Consider the following 19273-nt stretch of genomic DNA (forward strand, 5'->3'; position numbering starts at 1 on the left):
GTCAACCCCGCGCGAGAAGGCGCGTGATCTCGTCGACAAGCTGTTTGCCGGCATCGGCTGGCGTGACCTGGCCGAAGGCGACCTGCTCGGCAAGCTGGCGCAGAACGGTCTGGCCTTCGCCGGCGCCTGAAGGCGGCGGTGGCGGCAGCGGCCCGGCGAGATCGCCGAGATTGGCCACATAGTTCAGCGGGATCTTGCCGACATCGTCGAGCATGCCGGCCACGACATCACGCATCGCCTTGGATTCCGGGATACCGCGCTCGACATCGAGCACCTTGGCGGCTTCTGGATCCTTGACGAAGAAGTTGACGTAGTCGACGGCCTGTTCGAGCGCCTTGGACTGCGCCGAGACCGAGAAGAACATCGACGGCTTGCGATAATGGCCGCCCTTCGAATCCGCCTTGATCAGCGGGTAGTTGTTGAGCGTCAGCTTGTCCTTGACCACGGCCTGGAAGCCGACGAACTGGTTGCTGTGCGCATAGTCGATCGCGGCCTTGCCGAGCGTCAGCGGCGCGGTGTCGATCGTGTCCTTGTAGAGCGCCTGCACATCGGGCGGCACGCAGGCTTGCGCCTCGCGGAACTTGGCCCACATGTCGAACCACTCGGATGCGTCGTCGGCGCCGAAGGCGATCTTCGAATCCGCCGTGTAGAGCGCCTTGCCGCGCTGCCGCACGTAGTTTTCGAACAGCGGTTCCGCGCCGCTGCCGTCGGCAAAGCCGAAGAAGCCCTTGCGCTTGCCGGCCTTGGTGATTTCGGCGCCCATCTTGCCGAGCTCTTCCCAGGTGGTCTTATTGGTCGGCATCTCGACGCCGGCTTCCTGCAGCGCCACCGTGTTGACGACGGTTGCCGCCGAGTTGGCGCCGAGGCTGACGCCGTAAAGATGGCCGTCGACCTTGCCGCCCTCGATCTGCGCCGGATCGAAATCGTCGAGATTAAGCTTCGACGGCATGTAGGATTCGAGCGGGGCGAGCGCGCCGCGCCGCGCATATTCGACGATATAGCGGTAATCCATCTGGATCACGTCGGGCGCGTTGCGGCCGGCGACCTGCGTTGCCAGACGCGGCCAGTAATCGCTCCAGCCCAGGAACTCGCCTGTTATCGACGTGCCTGAATTCTTGGCCTTGTAGAGATCCGAAACCTTGTTGGTGCGGTCGGCGCGCGGCTGCGAACCCCACCACAAGAGCCGCAACCGGGCATCGGCGGCAAAAGCCCCTGGCCCCAGTGCGGACAGCGAAAGAAGCGTGGCCCCTCCCGCAACGAAATTGCGTCTGCTCACACGAAACGTCATCTGTTTTTCCTCCTCCCTTGGGGAGCGCCTCCACACGCTCCCGGCTGGTTTCTCTTGCAACAAATAACTATTTGGTTACAAGCTATGAAGAAGCACCGGGACTGTCAAGCGACATGTGGCGGCGGGATCGTCAGGCTTGGTTTTTTACAATCTGTTCATAAACAACTATGAGCGCGAGGTTCAAAGGAAAGGGTAGTAGGGATGGATGGCAGCGGAGAGAAGAAACCGGCCAAGCGGCGTTCGCAAGAGCGCGTTTTGCAGCGCGATCCCGAGCGAACGCGTGCCGCCATTCTCGAAGCCGCGACCCGGGAATTTGCTGAAAACGGCATGGGCGGCGCCCGTGTCGATGCCATCGCCGAGCGCGCCGGCACCAACAAGCGCATGCTCTATCACTACTTCGGCGACAAGGAGCAGCTCTATCTGCATGTGCTCGAGGAAGCCTATGTCGGCATCCGCACCGCCGAGCGTGAGCTGCATATCGGCGACCGCAGCCCGGAGGAGGGGATCGCAGAGCTCGCGCTCTTCACCTGGCGCTATTTCCTCAGGCATCCTGAATTCCTGAGCCTGCTCGGCACAGAAAACCTGCACCGCGCCCGCTGGCTGCGGCAGTCGGTGCGACTGAAGGAGCTTCATTCGCACCTGATCGTCGAACTGACCGAGGTGCTCGATCGCGGCAAGAAGACGGGCGTCTTCATCGATGCCGCCGATCCGCTGAACGTCTATCTGACCATCGCCTCGCTCGGCTATTTCTACATTTCCAACCAGTACACGCTCTCGACGATCTTCGGCCGCGACCTTGCCGATTCCGGGAATCTCGACGCCTGGGAACGCCATATCGTTCACGTCACGCTTGCCTCGATCAAAGCCTGATCGCTGAAATTTAGCCCCGGCTATTGACAGCGCCGCTTCTCCTCTGCCATCAAGTAACTGTTTGGTTACTGGCCGGGAGGAGCCGCGCGGCATCGCGCGTCCGGCATTGCAACGCAGTTTTGCAGGGAGGCAGACATGGCACGTCTAGGAATAATTCTGCACGGCGTAACGGGCCGCATGGGCTACAATCAGCACCTCGTCCGCTCGATACTGGCGATCCGCGATCAGGGTGGCCTGACGCTGAAATCCGGCGAAAAGCTCGAGATCGACCCCATCATCGTCGGCCGCAACGCCGCCAAGATGGAGGAGCTGGCAAAGCGCCACGGCATCAAGCGCTGGTCGACCGATCTCGACGCGGCGCTCAAAAATCCCGACGACCAGATATTCTTCGATGCCGGCACCACGCTGATGCGCGCCGAGCTTTTGTCGCGGGCGCTCGACGCCGGCAAGCACGTCTATTGCGAAAAGCCGATCTCGGATGATCTCGAAGTCGCCATCGCGCTCGCCCGCAAGGCGCGCGGCTCGGGGCTCAAGCATGGCGTCGTGCAGGACAAGCTCTTTCTGCCCGGCCTGCGCAAGCTGGCGCTTTTGCGCGATAGCGGCTTCTTCGGCAAGATCCTCTCCGTGCGCGGCGAGTTCGGTTACTGGGTCTTCGAGGGTGATTGGGGCGTGCCGGCGCAGCGCCCGTCCTGGAATTACCGCAAGGCCGATGGCGGCGGCATCATCCTCGATATGCTCTGCCACTGGCGCTACGTGCTCGACAATCTCTTCGGCGAGGTCAAATCGGTCTCCTGCCTCGGCGCCACCCATATCGGCACCCGCGTCGACGAACAGGGCAAGCCCTATCATTGCGACACCGATGACGCCGCCTATGCCACTTTCGAGCTCGAAGGCGGGGCGATCGCCCATATCAATTCGTCCTGGGCGGTGCGCGTGCGCCGCGACGATCTCGTCACTTTCCAGGTCGACGGCACCCACGGTTCGGCCGTCGCAGGGCTGACGAAATGCTGGACCCAGCACCGCGTCAACACGCCCAAACCCGTCTGGAACCCCGACCAGCCGCAGACCATCGATTTCTACAAGACCTGGGACGAGGTGCCGGACACGCAGGCCTTCGACAATGGCTTCAAGGCGCAGTGGGAGATGTTCCTGCGCCATGTCGCCGAGGACGCGCCCTGGCCTTACGGTCTGGAAGCAGGCGCCAAGGGCGTGCAGCTCGCCGAACTCGGGCTGAAATCTTGGGCCGAGCGCCGCTGGCTCGATGTGCCTGCGCTGGAGTTCTGAGTCATGCCTGATATAGCGCGCTATGTACCCATGGTGATCGCGCCTGTTGCCCCGCACGAAAGCGGGGCCTGGCAAACATGGTAGACGATCTCTCCATCAACCTCGCGACCATACGCGAGCAATGTGGCTTCGCCGAAGCGGTCGATCTCTGCCTGAAGCACGGCATCACCTCGATCGCGCCCTGGCGCGATCAGGTCGCCAAGGTGGGGCTAGACGAGGCGGTGCGCATCGTCCGCCAAAACGGCATCAAGCTCACCGGCCTTTGCCGCGGTGGTTTCTTTCCGGCAGCCACAGCGGCGGACCGCCAATCCGCGATCGACGACAACAAGCGCGCCGTCGATGAGGCGGCCGCTCTGGGCGCCGATTGCCTCGTGCTCGTGGTTGGCGGGCTCGCCGGCGGCTCGAAGAATATCGATGAAGCGCGCAACATGGTGGCGGACGGCATCGCCGCCACGCTGCCGCATGCCCGCGCGAGCGGCGTGCCGCTGGCGATCGAGCCGCTGCATCCCATGTACGCCGCCGACCGCTCCTGCGTGAACACGCTCGGCCAGGCGCTCGACATGTGCGAGGCGCTGGGCGAGGGGGTGGGCGTTGCGATCGACGTCTACCATGTCTGGTGGGACCCCGATCTGGCGCGCCAGATCGCCCGCGCGGGTCAGCTGAAGCGCATTCTCGCGCATCACATCTGCGATTGGCTGGTCCCGACACGGGACATGCTGACCGACCGCGGCATGATGGGCGATGGCGTCATCGACCTGAAGGGCATAAGACGGATGGTGGAGGTATCAGGTTTTCATGGCGCGCAGGAAGTCGAGATATTCTCGGCGGAGAACTGGTGGAAACGCCCGGCCGACGAGGTGATCCGCACCTGCGTCGAGCGCTTCCACGACTGCTGCCGGATCTGATTTGGCAAAACAACACATTCGTTTCCGCACGCATGAGGAGGATCATTCGATGGAGAAACGCCGCTTCGCACTGATAGGCACCGGAAATCGCGGAACGACCATGTGGGGCAAGGAATTGCTGGCCGGCTGGCGCGAGCATGTGGATCTGGTGGCGATCGTCGATACCAATTCGCTGCGCGCCGAACGCGCCCGCACCATGATCGGCAGCAACGCTCCCATCTATGAGAACATCGACGCCATGCTCGCCGAGCATGACGTCGACATGGTCATCGTCTGCACGCCCGATTACACGCATGACGACATCGTCGTGCGCGCGCTCGAAGCCGGCATCGACGTCATCACCGAAAAGCCGATGACCACAGCCGTCGACAAGATCCGCCGCATCCTCGATGCCGAAAAGCGCAGCGGCAAGCGCGTCGACGTCTCCTTCAACTACCGCTACGCGCCGACGGCAGCCAGGATCAAGGAGCTGCTCTCCTCAGGCGAGATCGGCCGCGTCACCTCCGTCGATTTTCACTGGTACCTCGACACCAAGCACGGCGCCGATTATTTCCGCCGCTGGCACGCCTATACGGAAAATTCCGGCAGCCTTTTCGTCCACAAGGCGACCCACCACTTCGATCTGTTGAACTGGTATCTCGACAGCGACCCCGAGGCCGTCACCTCGTTTGCCGACCTGCAGAACTACGGCCGCAAGGGCCCGTTTCGCGGCCCGCGCTGCAAGCTCTGTCCGCACACCGGGGAATGCGATTATTACCTCGATCTCGAGGCCGATCCCTTCCTCGATGCGCTCTATGAAGACCCCTCCGAGATCGACGGCTATTTCCGCGATGGCTGCGTCTATCGCGAGGATATCGATATCCCCGACACCATGGTCGTCAGCCTGCGCTACAGGAACAACGTCCACGTCTCCTATTCGCTGAACACCTTCCAGCCGATCGAAGGCCACCACATCGCCTTCAACGGCACCGAGGGGCGGATCGAGCTGCGCCAGTTCGAAAAGCAGCCATGGGAAACGCCGGATGAGGATACGATCCTCCTGATCCGCAACTTTCCGAAGGGCAGGGAGCCGGTCGAGCGCATCGTCGTGCCGCATTTTTCCGGCGGCCACTATGGCGGCGACGACCGCATGCGCAACATGATCTTCAAGCCCGGCATGGAGGACCGCCTCGGCCAGCGCGCCGGCACCCGCGCCGGCGCCATGTCGGTGCTGACGGGGATTGCTGCGCTGTCGAGTGCGCGCAGCGGCAAGGTGGTCAAGATCGCCGATCTGATGCCGGAGCTCACGGGCGGTGATGCGAGCCCGGGCCTGAAGGCGGGTTGATGCGAGCCAGTTGACGAAGGCCGGCGGATCGTTGCCGGCGCTCGCGTCTCCTCAGGCGCTGACGGCGACCGGTTCTTTCGCGGTCGCAACCTCGATCATCGCAACCCAGTTGCGCGCGATCGCAAGGCCACTGGCGTCGGCCGCAGCGCCATCCACGGGAGCGAGATCGGGGTGACGCTTCAGCCAGCCGGGCTCCATGCGCTCGATCGTTGCCTCGAAGCCCGTTTTCCACCCCTCGACCACCGCGCGGCTGGCCTCGAAATGAAACTGGGTGCCATAGGTCGCGCGGCCAAGCCGGAAGGCCTGGTTGCGCACAAGCGGGCTCGTCGCCAGCAGGCAGGCGCCCTGAGGCAACGTGAACGTATCGCTGTGCCACTCGAAGGTGGTGAAATCGACATCGAGACCGGAAAGCAGTGGATCGGTCTTGCCCTCCTCCGTCATCTCGACGGGTTTCCAGCCGAACTCCAGCTGCCGTCCAAGATGGTTTTCCGCGCCATAGGCGCGCGCCAGGATCTGCGATCCCAGGCAGATGCCCATCACCGCCTTGCCCGCCTCGCAAAAGCGCTGCATCAGCCGCGCCAGCGCCGGCAGATAGGGGTAGTTCGTATCATCGAGCGCGTCCTGCTCCCCGCCAAGCACGACAAGCGCGTCATGCTCGAAAATGCTCTGCGGCAGGCGGCCGTCGAGATAGGGCTGGTAGATGTCGAGCGTGGCATTGGCTTCGGCAAGCGCGATGCCGAGCGAACCCAGCGGCGTGTTCTTCATGTTCTCGATGATGGCAACCCGCATCGGCATCTCCTGTCTTGCTGCAGATTGAGGAAGAACACCAAGCCATCACGCATTGCAATATCCGTTGCGCGCCACCCGGCCACTTCGTAAGCTCGGCGGAACTGGAACAACATGCCCGAAGCCCGACGGAAAGCCCTCATGACCGAGAAAAAAGCCCGCGTGACCATCCTCTACTGCACCCAGTGCAACTGGCTGCTGCGCGCCGGCTGGATGGCGCAGGAACTGCTGCAGACCTTCACCGACAGTCTCAGCGAAGTGGCGCTGATCCCAGGCACCGGCGGCAATTTCGAGATCCGCGTCGATGATGAGCTTATCTGGGAGCGCAAGCGCGACGGTGGCTTTCCCGGCCCCAAGGAACTGAAGCAGCGCATCCGCGATATCATCGACCCCGATCGCGACCTCGGCCACACCGACCGGGCGTCGAAGGAAAACTAAGCAGCTCCGGCACACTCAGCTCGCTCGTGCCTAGTCGTAAGGCGAGTTGCAGGTCTTGTAGATCCCCTCATAGGTCACGAAGCGATCCGTCCTAGGATTGTAGCTGCGATACTGGTTGCGGCACCAATCGACATGGAAGTTGCGATCGGGCGTATTCGGCCGTGCCGTTCGCGTCTGTGGCTGCGACGGCCTATAGCGCGTCGGCGGCTGCGGGTTGTAGTATTGCGGCGCCGGGCCCATTTCGCGCGGGCGGTAATAGGTCGGTCCCGTCGCGGTCGGCGGCCGGTAATTCGGCTGCACGTAAGATGGCGTGAAGGACTGCGTCTTGCCGAAGGTGAAGCAGCCGCGAAAATCGCACATGGTCTGCACGCGGATGATATCGCGATTGCCGATAGTTTCGGGAGCAGCCGCCATCGGCATGGCCGAAACCTGGCTGAACGGCATCACGGATAGAATCACAACAACCGGAAATTTCTGAAAAACGCGCATCGCACCATCCTTTTCCTTGAATGACATATAGTGCGTCCAAGCTTTCTTGGCACCGCCCGAAATCCCCGAACGCCCAAAAACCCACCTTTCCCGGCCTTGACCCTAGACTTTTTTGCGTGGTGTCAGAAAAACTTCAAAAACCCTGTTGACACCAACGGGCCACCCCCGTACATGGCTCTCCGTCGCCCAGATGGCGGAATTGGTAGACGCGCCAGCTTCAGGTGCTGGTACCCGAAAGGGTGTGGAGGTTCGAGTCCTCTTCTGGGCACCATTCCCATTTTTGAGAAACCTAGATTTCTCAATTATTTCAAGACTTAGCAAGTATCTTCGATACGCTTTCCGGTTCACCGGAAGCCCTCACGGGGCTTGTCTTGTTTTGCGCAAAGCGCCTTCCAAATGACGCCTGGGAATATCCCTGATACACCCTAAGTCAGCAAAAAATGCTCCTCACACATTAGCGCCGACGTTTGCGTGCCTCGCGCTGATCTCGCAGACGACGCCGAGAATGATTGCTGCGAAGATATATAGGAAAACGTTGCCGGAAAGAGCCTCGCCAGTCGTCGCCGTTCCCAGATAGCGGCGCGAAAATGCCGCATTCGTTTCCATGTCAGGGGTGTTGAAGGCAATCAATAATGCCGCCGAAACGCGGATGAGGCCAAACCAGAAAATGAGGTGGGCGACAATTTTTCCAATGCGAGTGAAGAACATGGCTCTGAGTATCCCGATGTTTACATAGCCATACCGCTTTAACTTGCTCATATGCTCCATTCAAGCGCATAGCGTGTACGTGGGGCCATTCGTTACTGCCTCATCGCAAGTGCCGACGCGCCTATTTCCATGCCTGCCCGCGTAGCCATGTTTTCATGCAACTCTGCCAAGTATTATCGCGCGATTGGTCCCTTAGATAAGCCCCAATCTCTTTCCATCCTCTTCGAATGATGCTTAGGTCACTCCGCTGGGAGGCGACGATATTCATCGATAGTATTCGAGGGACCGGGTGCTGCATGACGAACGTGACGTCTTCTTCCGACAATGGCCGCCGCATCACGCTGAGGGTTGATCTGACGGGCGTGCTCGCCTGTCTGCTCATGGCCGTCATCATTGCCTGCGCCGTCATGAGCTACGGCACCAGGCATCGGATCGACGACGTGGTGCAGCCGGTCGGTCCAAAGGCGACGCAGCAGCAGGCGGTCGATGGCGATGTCGCCAATGGCGGCTAGCGATCCCGCGTGCAGGGTGGCCGTTCAGGCCGCCGTTTGATCATCACCATCTGAGATAACGACGGCCGAGGGCGGCGCCGATGGCGGTCACGAGCGCAATCGCGATCGTGTACCAGGTGGCGACGAAGAGCGGGCTGTCGTCGATGCAATGCCAGGCATAGAGCGCGGAAGCGATCGCGCTGGCGGCAAGCCCGGCCGCGGCACCCGCAAGCGCCGGCCGTCGCGGCGCACCGGCGCGCAGCGCCAGGATGAAACCTAGAAGCGGCGCGATCGACAGAAGCGGGATGAGCATCAGGCAGTAAGCCGCATTGTGTCCCATCATCTGCGGTTCCCAAAGCTCTCGCGGCAGCACCTGGAGCTCGATCAGGACGGCGGCCGCAAGCAGGCCTGTCGGCGCCAGAAGCGCCCATGACGCGGCGCTGACGGGAACGTCAGGGCGACCGATGCGAAACACGATCGTCGATGCGAGAATGGCGAGCACCAGCATCAGACTCACCTTGAAGAGCACGCGGGTGGTCCCCATCATGCTTGCAATGTCGTGGCGGATGCCGATCGCGAATACCAGGATCAGCGCCGAAACGACGATGCCCGCAACAAGCGCTGTCTTCAGCGCGCGCCCCAGCCGCATCCGCACGGGCGTATCCTCGGCCAGCAGGCTGATCAGCTCATTCGTCTTCAACACGTCCACTCCGATCGTCCGTCTCGCCGCGATAAAAGCCGGCAAGTTTCTTAAGCGCCCGATGCAGCGAAACGCGCACCGCACCCTCGCTCATCTTCAACCGCTCCGCCGTTTCCCTAATCCCCGCGCCACCGATCGAGATCGAGCGAACGATGTCGCGCTGCGGATCCTTCAGTCGTTCCAGCAGGTGGATGGCATCGAGCCGATCCATTGCATCGGCTGCCTCATCGTCGCTTGCGACCGTTTCCATCACATCCTCGATCGGCACGCTCACGTGCCGTCCGCGCCGGCGCAGGCTGTCGATCAGCTTGTTGCGCACGATGGCCGACAGCCACGGGCCGATCGGGCGTACCGGATCCCAGGTGCCGCGCTTCAGGTGCACCGCAAGCAACACTTCCTGCACCACGTCTTCCGCCTCGCTTGCGGGCGCGCCGAACTGCTCGCAACGCCGTCGCGCCATGGCGCGCAGATGCGGCGTTACCGCCAGAAGAAAGCGCTGATAGGCCTGCGCGTCGCCATCAAGCGCGCGGCGCATCCAGGCTGCCCATTCCTCTTCACGCGCCGAATACTTCACCCGACATCATCCTCTACGAACGGGCACATGCAATTGTTACCGGACCTTGGAAATATTTCGCCGACCTCGCAAGGCCGCATCGCTTAAAAAAGCGTCGGCGACGAGTATCGAATTCCGTGAGGAAGGGAAAGAGCCGATCAGCGGACGGGCTGGTAATGGCCGCGCAAAGGAACCTGGCTGCCGGTGGAAATCACGCCGTCTCGATCACACACATAAACAGTCATCGGCATGCCGCCGGAGCGGAAGATCTCGTCGTAGCGCCGGCGCACAAATTGCGTCTCGGTGCGGCAGGTCAGTTTAGGCTCCAGCGAAGGGTCAGTAGGCGCCTTGACGCCGGGCAGGTTGGCATAGGGATAGGCCGATTGCACCCGCCCCTGGCCGGCGCGGCCCCAGTCGGTCGAAAACGCCGGCGCGGGTAGAACGCCGCTCGAAAGCGTCAGCGCCACGAGAACGATTTTTTCGAAATTGCCAAGCCGCATCAATTCCCTCCGGCCGTTTGCCGGTCTCTCTATCAATGCGCTCGATGTAAGCACGCCACTCCAGCGCATCAAGCGGAAGCACGCGCCGCTCCCGCAAACGTGACCTCATGCGAGCCTAGGCCGGCTTGCGGAAATAGCCGCGAAACGTCGGATGAGCGAACAGGCTCGCGAGGATGGCAAAGCCCGCGCCGAGGAGGAAGCCGGCGAAGAACCCGCCGATGACGCCGGCAATCAGCAGCGCCGTCTTGCCCGGCCCGTTGGCCTTCAGCGGCGGCTCGGCCTGCGAGATCACCCGCACATTGCTGCGCGACAGGCTCTGCTCCTCGCTGGTCTGGCCGGAGCGCTTGAGCACGGTCTCGTAGATATCACGCGCGGCGGTCGCCTTGCGCTGCAATTCGTTGAGCTCGACCTGCTTGTCGGAGGTGTTGACCTGCAGCGCCTTTTGAACCGACAGCTCCTTGGAGACGGCGTCCTCGGCCTTCTTCGCCTGCTGGTATTCGCCCTGCGCCGTGCTCGCCAGCCGCTGCAGCTCGCCACGGATCTGGTCGGAAATGCTTTTGAGCGACGAGCGCGCCGCCTGCAGGCGCGGATGGCGTGTGCCCATCTGGCTCTCAAGGCTGCTCACCATGGCGGCCTGCGTCGAATACTGCTGGCGCAGCGTTGCAAGCGCCGTCGAAACGCCGCCACCCTGCGATGTGCCGCCGACCACGTCCTCGAAGCGCAAGTTGGCCGCCGCGTCCGCGCGCGCCTTGGCCTGGATCGTCTTGTCCTGCGCGGTCACCAGCAGCGTGTTGAGTGAGGCCAGGCGCTGGTCGGAGATCAATCCGTTCTGCGTCGAGGCCATGTCGTTGTCGGCGCGGTAGGTCTCCACCGCCTGCTCGGCCTCCTGCACCTTCTGGCGAAGGTCGGTCAGGCGGTTGTCGAGCGTGGTCGAGGTATCCTGGTAGAGGCCTGAGCTTGCGCCGTCTTCTTCCTGCAGGAAGGAGGCCACGACCTGGTTGGCGAGCCGCGCGGATTTCTCGGCGTTCTTCGTGGTGACGTCCATGGAGACCACATAGGTGGAGCTCTGGCGGGTGATGACGAGCGCCTTCTGCAGCGCGCTGATGACGGCGGCACTGTCGGCCCGGCCGGCGTTGAATTCCGGATCCTGGTCGAGCTTCATCGCATCGGCGACACGGCGCATCACGTTGCCTGAGCTCAGGATCTGCACCTGGCTGTCGATCATCGCCGAGATCATCTCGGGCGAGGGGCCTGAGGCCTGCGTGCTGGGATCGTTGAGGCCGATCTGGCGCGGGTCGAAATAGAGCGTCGTGTTGGCCGTGAATTTCTGCGTCGACATCGGCAGCACGACGGCGCCGGCAACCGCGCCGAGCACGGAGAGGCCGAGAATGAGGAGCCGCTTGTTCCAGATCGCCTGGATCGCCGAGCGGGTGTCGAGCAGCGGTCCGCCCGGCTCTGCGCGGGCGACAGCGGGCGCGATCACGGGTGCGGCGACAGGCTCAGTCACTGGCGTCGTAAGGGGCGCTGGTGCCGCCTCGCGTGCGACGGTGTTGGCGGATCGAGGCGCAGCGTCGGCGCTCGGCTGGATCGGGTCGTCGCGCTCGGTCGTCCGCGCGGGCTCGGCGGCGGCTGGTGGCGGTACCGGTCTCGATCGGCTCTGCGGTTGCGTGTCTTGAGGGGCGGCGTCGGTGATCAGCGAGGCAGGGGTGGGCTTGGCGGGCACGAAGTCGGACGGGCGCAGCACCGGTCCGGGCGTGCCGGTCCGGTTGGCCTCGGTGTTCGGCGGCTCATAGCTGCGCCATTGTGGCAGCCGGCCAACCTTGTTCCTGTCAAACTGGTTCATGCGCGCGCTCGTTGCTCGCCTCTAAAATACTGGCGACGTGGGCTCGACTTTAGAAATCCTTAGCTAACGGACCGTTAAGATGCCGGGACAAGCAATGACACCAACGACCAGCCGAACCCGGAAGCGGTATCAAATGAGCGACAAATCTTCCCCCCGGCGGCGCCTCGCGGCGGCCGTCCTGGCAACGATCTTGCTCCAGGCCGGTGGCGCCAGCGCGCAGGGCACGTGCCTGCAGGGCATCAATCTTTCCGGTGCCGAATTCGGCGAGCGCGGCGGCGAGGTCTTCAAGGCCTATGCCTATCCATCCGAGGAAACCATCGCCTATTTCGCCAAGAAGGGCTTCAACACCGTGCGCCTTCCCTTCCTCTGGGAGCGCCTGCAGCCCGAACTCGGCAAGCCACTCGACGAAGCCGAGCTGCAGCGGCTGAAGGACACGGTCGAGCTTTTGCGCAAGCAGCATCTGACCATCATTCTCGATCCGCATAACTATGCTCACTACGACAAGGTGATGATCGGCACGCCGCCGGTCACCGATACCGCCTTCGCGGAATTCTGGGCGCGGCTGGCGATCGAATTCTCCAATCAAGAAGATGTGATCTTCGGCCTGATGAACGAGCCTTACGACATCGGCGCCGATGCATGGCTGAAGGCGGCCAATGCGGCGATCCGCACGGTCCGCGCGACGGGGGCGAACAATCTGATCCTCGTTCCCGGCACCCGCTTCACCGGCGCCCATTCCTGGCAGGCGGATGCGCCGGGTGGCGCCAACGGCACGGTCATGCTTGGCGTTCGCGATCCGCGCAAGAATTACGCTTACGAGGTGCATCAGTATTTCGATCAGGATTCGTCCGGCATGCACGCCGAATGCAGCGGCAACGACAGCGCGCTCAACGCAGTCACCGCAATGACCGACTGGGCGAAGAAGAACAACACGCGCGTCTTCCTCGGCGAGTTCGGCGTATCGCAGGACAAGGCCTGCGTGGCAGGCCTCGGCCGCGTGCTCAATCACATGCAGGCAAACCCCGATGTCTGGCTCGGCTGGACCTATTGGGTGGCTGGCGACTGGTGGCCGGAGACCGAGACGCTGAACGTGCAGCCGCGCAACGGCAAGGATCGCCAGCAGATGACGGCGCTGGAAAACGCCATCAAGGCGCCGCCCGCCGACAAGGCCAAGTGCAAGACGCTGGTGGATTGAGGCTATGGCAGGCAAGGGCACGACCGTTAAGGAGCCGATCGACTACAGCATCCTTGCTGTCAGCGTGCTCGGCGTGACCTACAACGCCATCCTTGCCTTCATCAATCACAACATCATGCCGCTGACACCAACCGCCGTGGTGATGAGCGAGATCCTGATCCTCGCCTATAGCTTCGGCTATATCCTGAAGAAGGGAATATTCGAGGAGGATATCATTCCTCTCGGCTATCTCCTCGCGACGATCGTGCTGACTGTTTATGTGATGGTCATCAACAAGGCCGGCTATATCGATCATCTCCGCAACGTCCTGATCATCTTCGCTTTCACGGTGCTCGGCCGCTGGAGCAACGAGCGAACGCTGCGGCTCGCCTTCAAGATCTGCTGCATCACGGTTCTCGCCGTGCTGGTCTGCGAAATCATCTCGACGCCAGCCTATGTGGCACTGGTCCATCCGGCCGAATATTTCCAGAACACCCGCGGCGTGCCTCCCGCCACCTATAGCGACGCCGGCCTGTTTCGCGGCGCGCTCGGCTTCGAGGGCCGTTTCTCCTTCGGCCTGATCGACCACCGCTCCTCCTCGATCTTTCTCGAACAGGTGTCGCTCGCCAATTTCTGCGGCGTCATGGTCATCTATCTCGTCAGCTTCGCCAATCGCATCACGCTGTTCGATCGCCTGATCTTCGTCACCACGATCGTGCTCATCCTGGTGACCAACGATACCCGCACCATGCTGATCTTCGCCATCGTCAGCGCCGCCGGCTATGTCATCTATCCCTTCATCCCGAAGATCTTCAATTTCCTGATGATGCCGGGCATTGTCATGGTCGGCTTCATCATTCACGCCTTCAAGCCGAACGCCCATGACGACGACTTCGTCGGCCGCATCAGCGGCACGATCAGAAACATCATCGCCATGGATCTGCCGGCAACGATGGGGCTTGAGCTCGACAAGGCCACCACCTTCGTCGACAGCGGCTACGTCTACATCACCTACGGCGCTACCATTTTCGGCCTCATCCTCTTCTGGCTCTTCGTCTCCTTCTATCCGGCCGGCCAGACACCGAACCAGAAGCGGCTCTGCCATTCCCTGTCGCTCTTCATGTTCCTGAACCTGATGATCGGCTCGACCGCGATCTTTTCCATGAAGACCGCGGGCCTCGGCTGGCTTCTCGTCGGCTTCCTCAAATTCAACGAGGGCACCAAGGCCACGGCGGGGATTCGCGGTTCCACGACGCAAAGTGAACGGACTCCGATAGGAAACGCCGTAAGCTGACGGTCGATGGGATGTGCCGGCCATTGAGGCCGCTCTTCTCGATAAACTTGGTGCAGCGGCGTGAGCGTCGTGCTTGATCGGCCATGGCGCTTTGATCTAAGCAGGCTCCACAGCCGATGCCAGAGGGCCGACGCTTGAACAAGGAATATGACGCATGACGCAATATGTACTGACGGTAGCCTGCAAATCGACACGCGGCATCGTGGCGGCGATTTCGACCTATCTGGCCGACAAGGGCTGCAACATCATCGATAGCTCGCAGTTCGACGATCTCTCCACCGGCATGTTCTTCACCCGCGTCAGCTTCATCTCCGAAGAGGGCGCGACGCTGGCGGCCATCCGCGAAGGCTTCCAGCCGATCGCCGAGAAGTTCGAGATGACCGCGGAAATCCACGACGGCGATCAGCGCATGAAGGTGCTCTTGATGGTCTCGCGCTTCGGCCATTGCCTGAACGACCTGCTTTACCGCTGGAAGATCGGCGCGCTGCCGATCGATATCGTCGGCGTCGTCTCCAACCACTTCGATTATCAGAAGGTCGTCGTCAATCACGACATCCCTTTTCACCACATCAAGGTGACGAAGGAAAACAAGCCCGAGGCCGAAGCGCAGATCATGCAGATCGTCGAATCGACTGGCACCGAGCTCGTCGTGCTCGCCCGCTACATGCAGGTGCTCTCCGATGCCATGTGCAAGAAGATGTCCGGCCGCATCATCAACATCCACCACTCCTTCCTGCCGTCGTTCAAGGGCGCCAACCCCTACAAGCAGGCCTACGAGCGTGGCGTGAAGCTGATCGGCGCCACCGCGCATTACGTCACCGCCGACCTCGACGAAGGCCCGATTATCGAGCAGGACACGGCGCGCATCACCCATGCGCAGTCGGCCGACGATTACGTCTCGATCGGCCGCGATGTCGAGAGCCAGGTTCTCGCCCGCGCCATCCACGCCCACATCCACCACCGCGTGTTCCTGAACGGCAACCGCACCGTGGTCTTCCCGGCAAGCCCGGGCAGCTATGCCTCTGAGCGCATGGGCTAAACCCTTGGTATCGGGCGTCCGTTAATTCCCAGGCCTGCAATTGCTAGGCCGGTAATTCCTAGTGATGACGCCCGATCCCTTGCTTGCCGATAGCAAGCTGTCGATTATCTGCTTATTGTGCAGGATCGAATCGTGCGGTGGGGGAATGCCATGACCGATGAAACGCTCGCTCAGCGTCTCGAGCTTCCGCGTCCGGATGTGACGGCAGAGGAAGCCGGAGACATCCTGCAGTCGCGTTACGGTCTGTCGGGCCAGCTCAGCGAACTCGGAAGCCAGCAGGACCGCAACTACCGCGTCGATACAGGCGAGCAGCGATACGTCCTGAAGATCTGCCACATGATCTACGAGACGATCGAGCTCGAGGCGCAGAATGCCGCGATCCGTCATCTCGCGGGCATCGAGGGCGCGCCGCGCGTGCCCCGTGTGGTCGCCTCCACCGATGGCCAGGACATCGTCGCCGTCGTCGTCCGCGACCAGACCTATCAGGTCCGCCTGCTCGAATATCTCGAAGGCGAGGGGCTGACCAAGCCCTCCCATCTCCCCAAACAATCCGTGGCGGCGCTCGGCGCGCTCTGCGCCAATCTCGCCCGGTCCCTGGCCGATTTCGATCATCCGGGCCTAGACCGCAACCTGCAATGGGACCTGCGCCGCGCCGGTCCGGTCGCCGTCCAGCTCTTGTCGGCGATCACCGATGGCGCCGCGCGCGACCGTATCGCCAAGAACATGGTCGCCGCCGTCCGTCGCGTGCAGCCCTTCGCGCCGGCGCTGCGCCTGCAGGCCGTCCATCACGACGTCACCGGCGACAATGTCGTCAGCCGCCGCGACGAAAAAGGCCGTCTCATTCCCGATGGCGTCATCGATTTCGGCGATATCATCCGTGGCTGGCTGGTCGGCGATCTCGCCGTCACCTGCGCCTCCCTGCTGCACCAGGCCGATGGCGACCCCCTCTTCGTGCTGCCCGCCGTCAAGGCCTATCACGAGGTCTATCCGCTCAAGGAAGAGGAGCTCAGGGCGCTCTGGCCACTGGTCGTCGCCCGCGCCGTCATCCTGGTGGCGAGCAGCGAGCAGCAAATCTCCATCGATCCCGAAAACGAATATGTCCGCGCCAACCTCGTGCTTGAGCAGCGCATCTTCGATACCGCCATCGCCGTTCCCTTCGATCTCATGGAAACGGCGATCCTGAAGACGGCGGGCATCGAACTTCCGGCCGTTGCGACCGAGCATTGGCATCCGCTGCTGCCCGATCTCGACCTCCAGAACATGCTCTATGTCGACCTCGGCGTCGAAAGCCAGCACTTCGCCGCCGGCAATTGGGGCCAGGGCGATATGGACTGGCGCCTGCTTGCCCGCGCCGCTTCCGAGGCCGATGCCGCCGCCACCCGTTACGGCGAATACAGATTGTCGCGTGCGCGCCTGCTGAGCGCCAGGCCGTCCGCCACCTACGCCCTGCATGCCGATATCTGCCTGGCCGCCGGCAACCCAATCGCGGCCCCGTTCTCGGGCCGCATCAGCTGGCAGAACCACCATCTCGTGCTCGAGGGTGCCGATATCAGCCTTCATCTCGACGGCCTCGACCCCTCGGTCGAGGATGGCGCCGAGCTCCAAGCTGGTCAGGCGATCGGCGTGGTCTCCGGCGAGCAGGGTTCGCTCGGTGGCCTGCGCGTGCAGCTCTCGACGCTGAAAGGCGCCGAGCCGCCGCTCTTCTGCACGCCCGCCGAAGTCTTCGCCTGGTCGGCGCTCTGCCCATCGCCGGCAGCCTTGTTGGGCAAGGGCGTCGAGGCGCCGAAGCCTGTCGACGCGGAAATCCTCGCGGTGCGCACGGCTCATTTCGCCGCCGCCCAGAAGCACTATTACGAGACCCCGCCGCGCATCGAGCGCGGCTGGAAGGAGCACATGTTCGATGTCGAGGGACGCGCCTATCTCGACATGGTCAACAACGTCACCATCCTCGGCCATGGCCATCCGCGCCTGGCGGACGCCGTCGGCGAACAATGGCTGCGGTTGAACACCAATTCGCGTTTTCACTATGCAGCAGTCGCCGATCTCTCCGAGCGGCTGGCGGCTCTGGCCCCTGAAGGCCTCGACACCGTCTTCCTGGTCAATTCGGGTTCTGAGGCCAACGATCTGGCGCTGCGGCTTGCCTGGGCCCACACTGGCGCGCGCAACATGCTGAGCCTCTTGGAGGCCTATCACGGCTGGTCGGTGGCGAGCGATGCCGTCTCCACCTCGATCGCCGACAACCCGCAGGCGTTGACGACGCGGCCCGACTGGGTCCATCCGGTCGCCGCGCCCAACACCTATCGCGGCGAGTTTCGCGGCCCCGATTCCACCGGCGACTACCTGCAGAGCGTCCTTGCCGCGCTGGAACTGATCGATGCCAGCGGCGAACGGCTGGCGGGCTTTATCGCCGAACCGGTCTACGGCAACGCCGGCGGCATCGCGCTGCCGCATGGCTATCTCGCCGCCGTCTATGGCCAGGTGCGCGCCCGTGGCGGCGTCTGCATCGCCGATGAGGTGCAGGTCGGCTACGGCCGGCTTGGCCACCATTTCTGGGGCTTCGAAGAGCAGCAGGTGGTGCCCGATATCATCACGGTCGCCAAGGGCATGGGCAACGGCCACCCGCTCGGCGCCGTCATCACTACGAGGGCGATCGCCGATTCGCTGGAGAAGGAGGGCTATTTCTTCTCCTCGGCCGGCGGCAGCCCGGTCAGCTCCGTCGTCGGTATCACCGTGCTCGACATCATGGCCGACGAGGCGCTGCAGCTGAACGCCCGCGAGATCGGCGATCGGCTGAAGGGCCGGCTGGTGGCGCTGATGGATCACCACCCGCTGGTCGGCGCCGTGCATGGCATGGGGCTTTATCTCGGCGTCGAGTTCGTCCGCGACCGCGAAACGCTGGAGCCGGCCACCGAGGAGACGGCGGCGATCTGCACGCGCCTGCTCGAGCTCGGCGTCATCATGCAGCCGACCGGCGATCATCTCAACGTCTTGAAGATCAAGCCGCCGCTCTGCCTTGCCGCTGAAAGCGCCGATTTCTTCGCCGACATGCTGGAAAAGGTGCTGTCCGAGGGCTGGTGAGCGGCCTTACTCGGCCGCGCCGCCTGCCTGGCCATCCAGCCAGGCTACCAGACCGTCCAGCGTCTGCAGCCCGTATTCGACGGCGCCAAAGCCGATGACGAACTGACGCCGCGCGCGGGTCGGATGCAGCTGGCGCATGGTCAGCACCGTCTTGCCGTCGGTCTGCTCGTCGAAGGTCACCGTCACCCGAAAGCGATCGGGGTCCTCGGGGTCGGGCGTGCCGTAGTCCATGACGATCCGCTCGTTGGGCACGATCTCAAGAAAGCGCATGAGATTGGGGAAACGCTGCTCCCGGCCTTCGAACATGCCCACCATATCGAACCGCCACACGCCGCCTTCGCGGATATCGGCTTCGATGCTCTCGATCGCAAGCCCTGTGGGGCCATACCATTGCGCCAAGGCATTGGGGTCCATCCAGGCCGCGAAGACCCGGTGGCGGGGATGATTGATGACCTTCACCAGCACGATTTCGCGGTCCAGCGACCAGCTGTCAAACGGATCTGCCATAT

At 62.8% G+C, this 19273-nt stretch carries 19 protein-coding genes and 1 tRNA gene; 11 read left to right on the forward strand and 9 right to left on the reverse strand.

The annotated features are described in order from the left end of the window. Position 1: 1 nt before the first annotated feature. Complete coding sequence (locus tag ACODTZ_RS07380; RefSeq protein ID WP_018899145.1) at positions 2-1288, reverse strand: ABC transporter substrate-binding protein; 1287 nt, start codon at positions 1286-1288, stop codon at positions 2-4. Positions 1289-1489: 201 nt separating this feature from the next. On the opposite strand from ACODTZ_RS07380, the gene ACODTZ_RS07385 reads away from it, so the two are divergent. The 4 genes from ACODTZ_RS07385 to ACODTZ_RS07400 all read left to right on the forward strand — a co-directional run bounded on the left by ACODTZ_RS07385 (position 1490) and on the right by ACODTZ_RS07400 (position 5671). Beyond that, on the forward strand, positions 1490-2158 hold the full coding sequence (locus ACODTZ_RS07385; protein ID WP_477928647.1) for a TetR family transcriptional regulator: 669 nt from the start codon (positions 1490-1492) through the stop codon (positions 2156-2158). A 135-nt stretch (positions 2159-2293) separates the two neighbouring features. Further along, positions 2294-3442, forward strand: coding sequence for a Gfo/Idh/MocA family protein (locus tag ACODTZ_RS07390; protein ID WP_113197245.1), 1149 nt, complete (start codon positions 2294-2296; stop codon positions 3440-3442). Positions 3443-3519: 77 nt separating this feature from the next. Beyond that, a complete protein-coding gene (locus ACODTZ_RS07395) occupies positions 3520-4347 on the forward strand; it encodes a sugar phosphate isomerase/epimerase family protein (RefSeq protein WP_489024930.1) in 828 nt (275 codons plus the stop codon). Between the two features lie 49 nt (positions 4348-4396). Beyond that, a complete protein-coding gene (locus tag ACODTZ_RS07400; RefSeq protein ID WP_489024931.1) occupies positions 4397-5671 on the forward strand; it encodes a Gfo/Idh/MocA family protein in 1275 nt (424 codons plus the stop codon). A 51-nt stretch (positions 5672-5722) separates the two neighbouring features. Here ACODTZ_RS07400 and ACODTZ_RS07405 read toward each other — a convergent pair whose 3' ends face one another. Beyond that, the gene (locus ACODTZ_RS07405) at positions 5723-6460 is read right to left on the reverse strand and encodes a type 1 glutamine amidotransferase (protein ID WP_489024933.1); all 738 of its coding nucleotides are present in this window, start codon (positions 6458-6460) and stop codon (positions 5723-5725) included. A 138-nt stretch (positions 6461-6598) separates the two neighbouring features. Between ACODTZ_RS07405 and ACODTZ_RS07410 the strand changes: the two genes are divergently transcribed. Further along, positions 6599-6895, forward strand: a complete 297-nt coding sequence (locus ACODTZ_RS07410; RefSeq protein WP_489024934.1) for an Rdx family protein — start codon at positions 6599-6601, stop codon at positions 6893-6895. Between the two features lie 30 nt (positions 6896-6925). Here the strand turns inward: ACODTZ_RS07410 and ACODTZ_RS07415 are convergent, their stop codons facing one another. Continuing rightward, positions 6926-7384 carry a BA14K family protein gene (locus ACODTZ_RS07415; RefSeq protein ID WP_489025447.1) on the reverse strand — a complete coding sequence of 153 codons (459 nt, stop codon included), beginning with the start codon at positions 7382-7384 and terminating at the stop codon, positions 6926-6928. A 184-nt stretch (positions 7385-7568) separates the two neighbouring features. Between ACODTZ_RS07415 and ACODTZ_RS07420 the strand changes: the two genes are divergently transcribed. Then, positions 7569-7655, forward strand: a tRNA-Leu gene (locus ACODTZ_RS07420). A gap of 176 nt (positions 7656-7831) precedes the next feature. On the opposite strand, the gene ACODTZ_RS07425 is transcribed toward ACODTZ_RS07420, so the two are convergent. Next, the gene (locus ACODTZ_RS07425) at positions 7832-8143 is read right to left on the reverse strand and encodes a hypothetical protein (protein WP_162724729.1); all 312 of its coding nucleotides are present in this window, start codon (positions 8141-8143) and stop codon (positions 7832-7834) included. A gap of 245 nt (positions 8144-8388) precedes the next feature. On the opposite strand from ACODTZ_RS07425, the gene ACODTZ_RS07430 reads away from it, so the two are divergent. Beyond that, positions 8389-8604: a hypothetical protein gene (locus ACODTZ_RS07430; protein WP_047506619.1), complete on the forward strand. Its 216-nt coding sequence runs from the start codon at positions 8389-8391 to the stop codon at positions 8602-8604. A 43-nt stretch (positions 8605-8647) separates the two neighbouring features. Here ACODTZ_RS07430 and ACODTZ_RS07435 read toward each other — a convergent pair whose 3' ends face one another. From ACODTZ_RS07435 to ACODTZ_RS07450, 4 genes are all read right to left on the reverse strand, one after another. Continuing rightward, entirely contained in the window at positions 8648-9286 is a 639-nt protein-coding gene (locus ACODTZ_RS07435; RefSeq protein WP_489024936.1) for an NrsF family protein, read from the reverse strand. Next, positions 9270-9857, reverse strand: a complete 588-nt coding sequence (locus ACODTZ_RS07440) for a sigma-70 family RNA polymerase sigma factor (protein ID WP_489024938.1) — start codon at positions 9855-9857, stop codon at positions 9270-9272. The genes ACODTZ_RS07435 and ACODTZ_RS07440 overlap by 17 nt, the downstream gene beginning before the upstream one ends. A gap of 137 nt (positions 9858-9994) precedes the next feature. Further along, complete coding sequence (locus ACODTZ_RS07445; protein ID WP_047506624.1) at positions 9995-10336, reverse strand: hypothetical protein; 342 nt, start codon at positions 10334-10336, stop codon at positions 9995-9997. Between the two features lie 115 nt (positions 10337-10451). Beyond that, a complete protein-coding gene (locus ACODTZ_RS07450) occupies positions 10452-12179 on the reverse strand; it encodes a GumC family protein (protein WP_489024940.1) in 1728 nt (575 codons plus the stop codon). A 133-nt stretch (positions 12180-12312) separates the two neighbouring features. Between ACODTZ_RS07450 and ACODTZ_RS07455 the strand changes: the two genes are divergently transcribed. The 4 genes from ACODTZ_RS07455 (at position 12313) to ACODTZ_RS07470 (ending at position 18764) form a co-directional block, all read left to right on the forward strand. After that, positions 12313-13374, forward strand: a complete 1062-nt coding sequence (locus ACODTZ_RS07455; RefSeq protein ID WP_489024942.1) for a glycoside hydrolase family 5 protein — start codon at positions 12313-12315, stop codon at positions 13372-13374. Positions 13375-13378: 4 nt separating this feature from the next. Beyond that, the gene (locus ACODTZ_RS07460) at positions 13379-14647 is read left to right on the forward strand and encodes a hypothetical protein (protein WP_489024944.1); all 1269 of its coding nucleotides are present in this window, start codon (positions 13379-13381) and stop codon (positions 14645-14647) included. Between the two features lie 154 nt (positions 14648-14801). Beyond that, positions 14802-15686, forward strand: coding sequence for a formyltetrahydrofolate deformylase (gene purU / locus ACODTZ_RS07465; RefSeq protein WP_113197233.1), 885 nt, complete (start codon positions 14802-14804; stop codon positions 15684-15686). A gap of 150 nt (positions 15687-15836) precedes the next feature. Continuing rightward, the gene (locus ACODTZ_RS07470; protein WP_489024946.1) at positions 15837-18764 is read left to right on the forward strand and encodes an aminotransferase; all 2928 of its coding nucleotides are present in this window, start codon (positions 15837-15839) and stop codon (positions 18762-18764) included. 6 nt (positions 18765-18770) lie between these two features. Here the strand turns inward: ACODTZ_RS07470 and ACODTZ_RS07475 are convergent, their stop codons facing one another. After that, on the reverse strand, positions 18771-19271 hold the full coding sequence (locus ACODTZ_RS07475; RefSeq protein ID WP_018899164.1) for an SRPBCC family protein: 501 nt from the start codon (positions 19269-19271) through the stop codon (positions 18771-18773). Between the last annotated feature and the right edge of the window lie 2 nt (positions 19272-19273).

The sequence above is a fragment of the Rhizobium sp. FG113 genome (genome assembly GCF_057809895.1).